Annotated in this window: 10 protein-coding genes; 7 read left to right on the top strand and 3 right to left on the bottom strand. The window is 50.8% G+C overall.

What is annotated here, in order from left to right; translation table 11 throughout:
• The first annotated feature begins 74 nt into the window (after positions 1–74).
• Positions 75–812: a metallophosphoesterase family protein gene (locus I2H19_RS09615; protein WP_195622518.1), complete on the top strand. Its 738-nt coding sequence runs from the start codon at positions 75–77 to the stop codon at positions 810–812.
• A gap of 42 nt (positions 813–854) precedes the next feature.
• On the opposite strand, the gene I2H19_RS09610 is transcribed toward I2H19_RS09615, so the two are convergent.
• A complete protein-coding gene (locus I2H19_RS09610) occupies positions 855–1,415 on the bottom strand; it encodes a hypothetical protein (RefSeq protein ID WP_035136653.1) in 561 nt (186 codons plus the stop codon).
• Positions 1,416–1,885: 470 nt separating this feature from the next.
• Entirely contained in the window at positions 1,886–2,272 is a 387-nt protein-coding gene (locus I2H19_RS09600) for a hypothetical protein (protein WP_195622517.1), read from the bottom strand.
• Between the two features lie 266 nt (positions 2,273–2,538).
• On the opposite strand from I2H19_RS09600, the gene I2H19_RS09595 reads away from it, so the two are divergent.
• The 6 genes from I2H19_RS09595 to I2H19_RS09575 all read left to right on the top strand — a co-directional run bounded on the left by I2H19_RS09595 (position 2,539) and on the right by I2H19_RS09575 (position 7,656).
• On the top strand, positions 2,539–3,033 hold the full coding sequence (locus I2H19_RS09595; RefSeq protein WP_229089891.1) for a hypothetical protein: 495 nt from the start codon (positions 2,539–2,541) through the stop codon (positions 3,031–3,033).
• Between the two features lie 77 nt (positions 3,034–3,110).
• Positions 3,111–3,878 (top strand): ABC transporter ATP-binding protein, encoded by a 768-nt coding sequence (locus tag I2H19_RS09590; protein WP_110442442.1) that lies wholly within the window; start codon positions 3,111–3,113, stop codon positions 3,876–3,878.
• Positions 3,868–5,940, top strand: a complete 2,073-nt coding sequence (locus I2H19_RS09585) for an FtsX-like permease family protein (RefSeq protein WP_195622516.1) — start codon at positions 3,868–3,870, stop codon at positions 5,938–5,940. Before I2H19_RS09590 ends, I2H19_RS09585 begins: the two co-directional genes overlap by 11 nt.
• 19 nt (positions 5,941–5,959) lie before the next feature.
• The gene (locus tag I2H19_RS09995) at positions 5,960–6,415 is read left to right on the top strand and encodes a response regulator transcription factor (protein ID WP_271745859.1); all 456 of its coding nucleotides are present in this window, start codon (positions 5,960–5,962) and stop codon (positions 6,413–6,415) included.
• A 9-nt stretch (positions 6,416–6,424) separates the two neighbouring features.
• The gene (locus I2H19_RS10135) at positions 6,425–6,634 is read left to right on the top strand and encodes a helix-turn-helix domain-containing protein (RefSeq protein WP_347497937.1); all 210 of its coding nucleotides are present in this window, start codon (positions 6,425–6,427) and stop codon (positions 6,632–6,634) included.
• Complete coding sequence (locus I2H19_RS09575; protein WP_195622515.1) at positions 6,631–7,656, top strand: sensor histidine kinase; 1,026 nt, start codon at positions 6,631–6,633, stop codon at positions 7,654–7,656. Before I2H19_RS10135 ends, I2H19_RS09575 begins: the two co-directional genes overlap by 4 nt.
• Before the next feature lie 49 nt (positions 7,657–7,705).
• Here I2H19_RS09575 and I2H19_RS09570 read toward each other — a convergent pair.
• Positions 7,706–8,057, bottom strand: a 352-nt coding sequence (locus tag I2H19_RS09570) for a DUF6061 family protein (protein WP_229089890.1), incomplete at its 5' end; no start/stop codon positions are given.

Genomic DNA, 8,057 nt, shown 5'->3' with positions numbered 1-8,057 from the left:
GACGAACGGCACACGGTGCTGTATGACCGGATCGTGAGACTCGGGGACAAACTCCTGCCGTGGGGCGCGTACTGATGGCTATCTATGTGACGGGCGACGTGCACGGCAGGGCCGAGTACGGGTCCAGCCGGTTTGCCTTCAAGAATTGGCCGCTGGGCCGGACCCTGACGCGCGATGACGTGGTGATCGTTGCCGGCGACTTCGGCTTTGTCTGGGACGGCTCAAACGCCGAGAAGTATTGGCTCAACTGGCTTGAGTCCAAACCGTGGACTACGTGCTTCGTCGACGGAAACCATGAGAACCATCACGCCTTGGCTAATCTGCCGGTACGGGAGTGGAACGGTGGGCTCGTCCATGAGGCGCGACCGCACGTGCTGCACCTGATGCGCGGCGAGGTGTTCGACATCGGCGGGCTCACGGTCCTTGCCATGGGCGGTGCCGCGAGCAACGACAGGCAGTGTCGCAGGGAGGGGAGGAGCTGGTGGCCCGAGGAGATGCCGAGCGAGGAAGAGATGGAGCGCTGCCGCGCCTCGCTCGACCGCGTGGGCTGGAAGGTCGACTACGTGGTGACTCACGAGGCTCCTGCCGACCTGGCAGAGAAGCTGTGCCGGGAGCGCGAACGCGAGTATCTGGACGACCGGCTTCAGCGATTCCTTGCCGAGCTCGACGGGCAGCTCGGCTACCGCGCCTGGTTCTTCGGCCACTACCACGGCGACGAATGGCGCGACGACAGGCACCGCCTTGTCTACCGAGACATCGTGCCGATCGAAGATGCTGCGCCCGGCTCTAGAAACCTGCTAGAAGCGTTCTAGAAGGTTTCTAGAAATCAGCCGCCTGATAGGAGAAACGCGGGGCTACTCGCCCTTCATCTGGGACATGACCTCGACCTTGGCTTCGGCCACGGCCGCTCGCTGCTCGGAGGCGGCGAGGCGGTCCTTGAGGGCGGCGACCTCGGCCATCAGGTCGCGCTGGGCCAGGAGTGTGTCGGCTTGGGTTTTCAGTGCGGCGTCACGCTCGCCGCGCAGCCGCTCGATCTCATCGACCATGGCCTCAGCCTCGGCATGGAGTTGGACAACCTGCCTGCCGAGCCCCTTAGCACGGGAGAGGTACCTGACGCCCGCGGCGTGGAGCTCGTTGTTCTCGAGTTCGAGTCTCGCGGTATCGAGTTCGAACTTCTCCTCTATAAAGGCAACCCGCTCATTGCAGTCGGCCTCAATCTTTTCATTCCGATCCGTTGCCTCGACGAGCTTGCGGTTGAATTCGTCGAGCTGGGCCCTGAGCAGCGCGTTCTCGGTCCTGAGGTCGGCCGTCTCGCGCAGTAGCTTCTCCCGCCACGTCGCCTCGGTTCGCTCGGCGGCCTCCTCGTGGACGGACTTCACGCCGTAGATCTCCCTGATTTTTCTCTCGTCTGTCATCGTGCGACACTCCAATCAACAATGGGCATGGCTCCGCCACGCCGTACGGCTGGGAACAAATACGCGGCCGCTGTTGTTTTGTAGTCGTCCTGCGATCGGTGAGTTCTAAAAGCGTCTCAAGTCATACGTTCACGCAGGTTTTCGGTTAGAGAAATACCGCACGTTTTCATGGTATCACGTGCCTTAAAGGCCATGAATGGACGGCCATATCGATTCGTCGAAAATGGCACCAAAATGGCACCTACGACGCGTTGGTGGCGGGAGAGTGATGGCGTTAAAGATGCCGAGAATGATTATGGGATTGTTTTAGATGCGGGCATGAAAAAGGGTCGAATCGAAGTGTCTGGCCGGACGCCAATTGTCCGGGAACTGTTTCGGTTCGACCCTATTTTATTTTACATCCGCGGCATGTTCTTGTGGGCACCCTGACGGTGGCCGACTCTTACGACCTCGATAGTCGGTTTGTGGGCTTAAGATTTCGGAGGCTCCCAGCCGTTTTCGACTGCGGCGCGGTAGATTGCAGCGTAATTAAGCATCCAGCTGCCGTCACCCGCCTTTTGAATGTACCTCTTTTTCTTCAAAGAGGTATGGGCCCGGGAAATCGTGTTCTTGCTCAGGTGGTAGTGCTCCTCAATCCATTTGCTTTTTGCGTAAAAGCCCATGGCTTTTTTGTTTGTGGAAGGCTTTCCAAACTTCCATACAAGGCCGAGGATGAGGCGCTCAGCAGCGACGGTGGTGACGCAGCACGCCCACTCGGGCACTGAAATAAAATTAGCTTTATCCATTTTCCCTTTAATCTTTCGTTGTTCATTAACATCATCGGTAAATATGTCGGAAATCGACGGCAGCTCGCTCATGTTTACCGCCTAGTCAAAGTGGGCGGTGCGACCTTCAAGCTGCTTGAAAAGCTCATAAAACGAAGGATGCGGTCAGTGAATTTGCAAAGAAATACAACTGCGACCTTGCCCTTGCGGAAGGATACCTGAAAGTAGTCCGTGGCATCCGCAATCAGCAGCCATTCTATGTAACGGACGAGGATGGCGAGGAAACAGGTGAAGATGTTGCCCTTGATGATACATGGAACTATACCGACATCCTCTGGAACGGCATACAGGCTGAAAAGGTGCAGCGGGCATTTGAGAAACTGAATTACCGGGAGCAAACCTTGCTTGAAAAGCGGCTGGCGATCTGTATGACCTGTGGGCGTGTCGGCTCATGGAAGAACCGCCCCACCTTTGAAGAACTGGCGGTTATGTTTGAGGGCAGCACAGCCAGCGGTGCAGAGCGAGCCTACCGGAAAGCAGTGGACAAGCTGACGGAGTTTTTGGTTGCCGAGGGTGCTATCCATGCAGTCCGGCTGAAACAGAAATCCAAAACCAAGCGCAAAAAGAAAATCACCGCCGCAATCTACGAATACCAGGCAGACTGCGACGGCGAATGGGGCGAAATGTCAGTTGATTTTGAGAACGGCACAGCAGAAATCATTCGGCTTGCTGATTGGGATACAATTAAAACGAACTGGTTTGCCAATGAGGCGATCCGGTATATTTTATCATTGTCGCCTGATGCTCTTAAAAAATATATGCTCGTCCCCCTTGAGCCGCCACTTATATCCTGAATCCTTACAACAACTGTAAGTGGTATTTGCTGTGTTCCCATGCTATCATTTTATTACAAATGATAGGAGGTATTCACATGAAACCCATTTTGAATATTGAAAATTTAACAAAAATCTATGGCAATGTGCCAAGTCAAACAAATGCACTGAATGGGATCACCCTCCAGGTGATGCCGGGAGAGTTTCTCGGCATTATGGGAAGCAGTGGTTCCGGTAAATCCACGCTTCTCAACTGTATTGCAACTGTGATTCAGCCCACCGGTGGAAGCATTCAGGTGGAGGGCGATACTCTGCAATCCCTCAGGGGAAAGGCTCTTGCAGAGTACCGTGGCAAAAAAGTTGGTTATCTATTCCAGAACTTTGAATTGCTGGACAACCTGACTGGCAGGGAAAACATCCTGCTCCCGACTTCCTTGCATGGGGTATCCGAAGCAGAAAGCAGCCAGCGGCTGAAGCAGTTGGCTGACTATCTGGAAATCACTGATGTTCTGGATAAGTTTCCGTCCAAGATGTCCGGCGGCCAGCGTCAGCGTGTTGCGGCAGCAAGGGCTCTGATCTTACATCCCCAAATGATCCTTGCCGATGAACCGACGGGTGCGCTGGATTCTAAGAACGCAAGAAGTCTTATGGAGAAGCTGTCCGGCCTGAATCGTGACGAACAAGCTACGATCCTGATGGTAACCCATGATTCCAATGCCGCCAGCTTCTGTAAGCGCATCCTGTTCATCCAGGATGGCGTGATCTTTCATGAGCTTCGGCGTGGAGACGAAAGCCAGCAGGAGTTCTACGGGCGCATCCTGAAGGTGATGGCGCAACTGGGAGGGGGCAGCGCAAATGTTCTCTAATCTCATTCTTCGGAACAGCCGCCGCAGCCGAAAGGAAAACGGTCTGTTTTTCAGCTCCCTGGTGATTTCTATTGTTGCCTTTTACATGATTCTTTCCATCTCCACTCAAGATGTGATGCTCTTTTTGCAGAAAATGGAGAGTGACGCAGTTGACAAACTCCTGCTTCTGATTCCTGCGTTTTATGGAATGACCCTCGGTATTCTGTTCTTTTTGATCTATTTTGCCTGCAAGTATCAGTTCGAGCGCAGACGGCATGAGCTTGGTGTTTATCTAATGTTGGGGATGCGTAGAAGTAAACTGTTTGGTATGCTTCTGGCGGAAGATTGCCTGACCAGTATTCTTGCCATGCTCATAGGCTTACCTGTGGCTGTGGTGCTTTCAGAAATTGTCAGTCTTGTCACCGCCAAGCTGGTAGGCATGGGGATCATCGGTCATCAGTTTTCTTTATCCTGGTCTGCGATTGAATGGACGCTGGCAGGATTTCTGGCAATTAAGCTGACGGCACTTCTGATTTTGAGTGGACGAATCAGCCGCCAGGAGATCGGTACTTTGCTATCCCAGCCAACGAACCGCCCCAAAAAGCAAATGCCATCTGTTGTCTATGGACTGGCTGCTATATGCGGAAGTGTGATGTTGGCAGTGGCTTACTACATGGCGATTCAGGGAATTGCATGGACAAAGGTAAGTATGATGGGACTGACTTTGCTGTTGGGCATAGTTGGTACGATGCTGCTTTTCTATGGGATACGTGCGCTGATTGCTTTGATTGTTAAGAAAGGAAAAGGAAATAAGCAGCTTCATGTATTTACCTTCCGGCAGATTCAGGAGAATGTCATTCATCAGTCAAACTCCATGGCCATCAGCTCCCTGCTGATTCTGGCGGCGCTGTGTTGTTTTGGTGCGGGCGTAGGAATTGCAGGAACGAATAGCCTGTCTTCTGGCCATGTAATCGACTATACTTTTGAAGATCATACTGCAGAAGATTCATCGCAGGTTCTTCCGAATATAAAGGCAGTCCTGAAAGAAAACAGTTTGGAAAATCAATTTTCAGAGCTTTTTGAAATGAGGGTTGGGCGTATTCGCACCACAGAAGATTATGATAATGCCTACAGCATGGACGCTGTTATGGACTCTCTTCGGAGCCTGCCCCAGTCGGAAGACCGGGATGTCCTTCTGAACAATCTTGGTTATGCCACATACCCATATTTGATTTGTTTATCGGACTATAATCGTTTGTTGGAATTGTCCGGCAATCCGGCTCTCCAATTAGGCGAAAAGGAGGCCACTGTCTATATTGATACAGAGTTTACTACGGCAAGCCGTACCGCAATGCTGAACCAAGTATTGGCCGGGCAGCCCAAGGTGGAACTGGATGGTAGTCCGATTCATCTTACAGGAGAGGTTCAGTCTGTGAATTTGGTCACGGACCGTTCTATAGCCTTGTCCTTTGCATTGATTCTTCCGGATGAAGCATTCCTATATTATAGTCAGGGAATGTATGATACCTATGTCAATGCGGTGCTCAGTGAGCAAGCTCTGAATGGAAATAGCCTTATGACTGCCTATTCCGATCTGAACGAGAAGCTGGACAAAATAGGTATCGAATATGAAAGCTATCTTCAGAATATGGGCCGCCAGCTTTTCTACACCGTAGCATCCATCTATATTACCCTCTATCTGGCGATTGTGTTCCTGGTGGTTGCCAACACCATTGTGGGTGTTCAGTTCCTGATGAGCCAGCAGAAAACCGGGCGTAGATACCAGACCCTGATCCGCCTGGGAGCCACTTACGAAAGCCTTTGCCAGTCTGCCGGAAAGCAGATTGCGTGGTTTATGGGACTTCCTGTATTGGTTGCAGCTGTCAGCAGTCTGTTTGGAGTCAGAGCGTTGTTTACAGGGATACTCTCGTCCCGAACCCGTGGGACAGTGCCTGAAATGCTGCTTGTATCTGCTACTATGATTTTGCTGCTTTGCGTGATAGAATATATTTATATGAGAGTGGTCAAGCACTCCAGTGATCGGTATTTGCTGACACTGATGCAGCCGCAGAGAGAAGAATAATTTGGAAGGAGGTGCTGTCGTGAAAAGAATTGCTGTTGTGGAAGATGAAGTCTATATGCGGGAAGAACTCTGCAATATGCTCCAAAAGGACGGGTATCTTGCGGAGGCAATCACCGAGTTTGAAGATGCCGCTCGGCTCCTGGCAGCCCTCCGTCCTGACCTTGTGATCTTAGACCTGAATTTGCCGGAGATCAGTGGCTTTCAAATCTGCCAGGAACTAAAGAATAAAACCGCTATCCCCGTCCTGGTACTAACTTCCAGAGATGAGGTAAAGGATGAACTGCAAGCGTTCCACTTGGGTGCCGATGAATATTTGACGAAGCCGTGCAGAAAAGACCGGCTTCTTGCCAGGGTATCCAATATTCTCAAAAGGTATGAAGGCCGTACCAATCTCATAGAGGGACCAGATTTCCTGTTAGACCAGCAGACCTACACGCTTTATATTCATAATACCTCTGTCGTGCTTCCAAATTAGGGAAAACTGTTGGTTGCTCTTTTGTCCGGCGGCGATGCTCTGGTCACGACGGAGCAACTTTGCATAGCACTATGGGGAACCACGGAATACATAGACGAAAATGCCTTGCAGGTTAATCTGACCAGGCTGAAAAAGACGATGTCCGGTCTTGAGATGAAGCAGCGAATCGTTGCGGTTCGTGGGATGGGCTATCGTCTGGAAACGGGGGTGGCTCCATGAAGCAGCTTTGGCGCATAACAGAGCGATACTACCCCTGGCTATTGTTGCTGTTGGGCGTGGATTGCTTTTGTGCTATCATTCTTTGGATTTCTGACATTCAGGCATTTCAACCCTTGATTGGGTTAGTAGTTCTGACAAGCCTCCTTTTGTTTTCAGCGATTCTGTTTGTACTAAACAAGCGGGAGACTACCCGCCGAGAACTGTTCCGGGATTTCCTCAGTGATCCTACCATCTGCAACGAGGAACGGCTGCTCAGTGCCATCAGCCGGGAAGAAGGAGAATCTATCCGGCTTCTGGCATCAGTTTTACAGGAACACAAAACTGAGAGTAACAGTATGGCAGATGCCCTACAGGACTATGAAGAATATGTGGAGGGCTGGGCACATGAAGCGAAAACGCCCCTATCGTTGCTGACCATGCTCTTGGATAACCGGAACGATGAAATCTCTCCTTCCCTGCAAGCAAAGCTGGATTATGTCCGCAGTCAGCTTCAGGAGGATGTCACGCAGATGCTGTACTATGCCCGGTTGAAGAGCAGTACAAAGGATTACCGATTTGAGGATGTCAATTTGAATGACTGCTTGGGTGAAGTTCTGGAGGACTATGCCCCACTTCTTGAAGAGAAGCAGTTTGCCATTCTCAACAAACTGCAATCTGAAACAGTCTATACAGACCGTAGAGGACTTCAGTTTATGTTGGGACAAATCGTTAGCAATGCCATCAAATATAGCAGCGATAGTCCCATGCTTACAATTTCCGTGATACATTCGGAGACCGCAGATATCCTTTCTGTTGAAGATAACGGCATTGGCGTAAAAAAATATAATCTGCCGTACATTTTTCAAAAGGGCTTTACCGGGGATTCTACTGACAGCAGAAAGAAGGCTACCGGTATGGGACTTTACCTGGTTAAGAAGATGGCCGACGATCTAAATCTTCATCTGGAAGCAGCTTCCCAGTGGGGAAAGGGCTTCAAGATTGTCATCTTCTTTCCTAAATTGAGATCCAACGGAGGGAAATAATATAAACAGAAAAACGCCCGCAGGATTTTCTCCTGCGGGCAGCGTGTTGTCAGCTATCCCAAGGCTTGTATTCTGTTACAGTTTTCAAATAGGTTTCGGGATCGCCGTTCAAGATAAGGTCTGCATACTCCAAAGGAGCGTTGTAGATCAAATAATCCAGCTCTGACCGCTGATACATATTGTCAGCAATCTCGTTCTCAACGGCGATAGTGTCAATCGCAATCATACTGCCGTCGCTGAATTTCACTTCCACACAGCAATTATCCATATTGTAGGCACAAGATATTAAGGTTTTCATGGTATGTCCTCCATAATTCGTAATATCCTTGATTCTCATTTTCATTGCAACAGCCTCAGGACTCAGCGCAACGCGTTGCGCTGAGTCCTGAGGCGCGAATCCG

It is taken from the genome of Collinsella aerofaciens (assembly GCF_015560135.1).
GTDB lineage: Bacteria > Actinomycetota > Coriobacteriia > Coriobacteriales > Coriobacteriaceae > Collinsella > Collinsella aerofaciens_AN.
The sequence above is the reverse complement of the archived record's forward strand: the minus strand, read 5'-3'. Positions and strand labels throughout refer to the sequence as shown.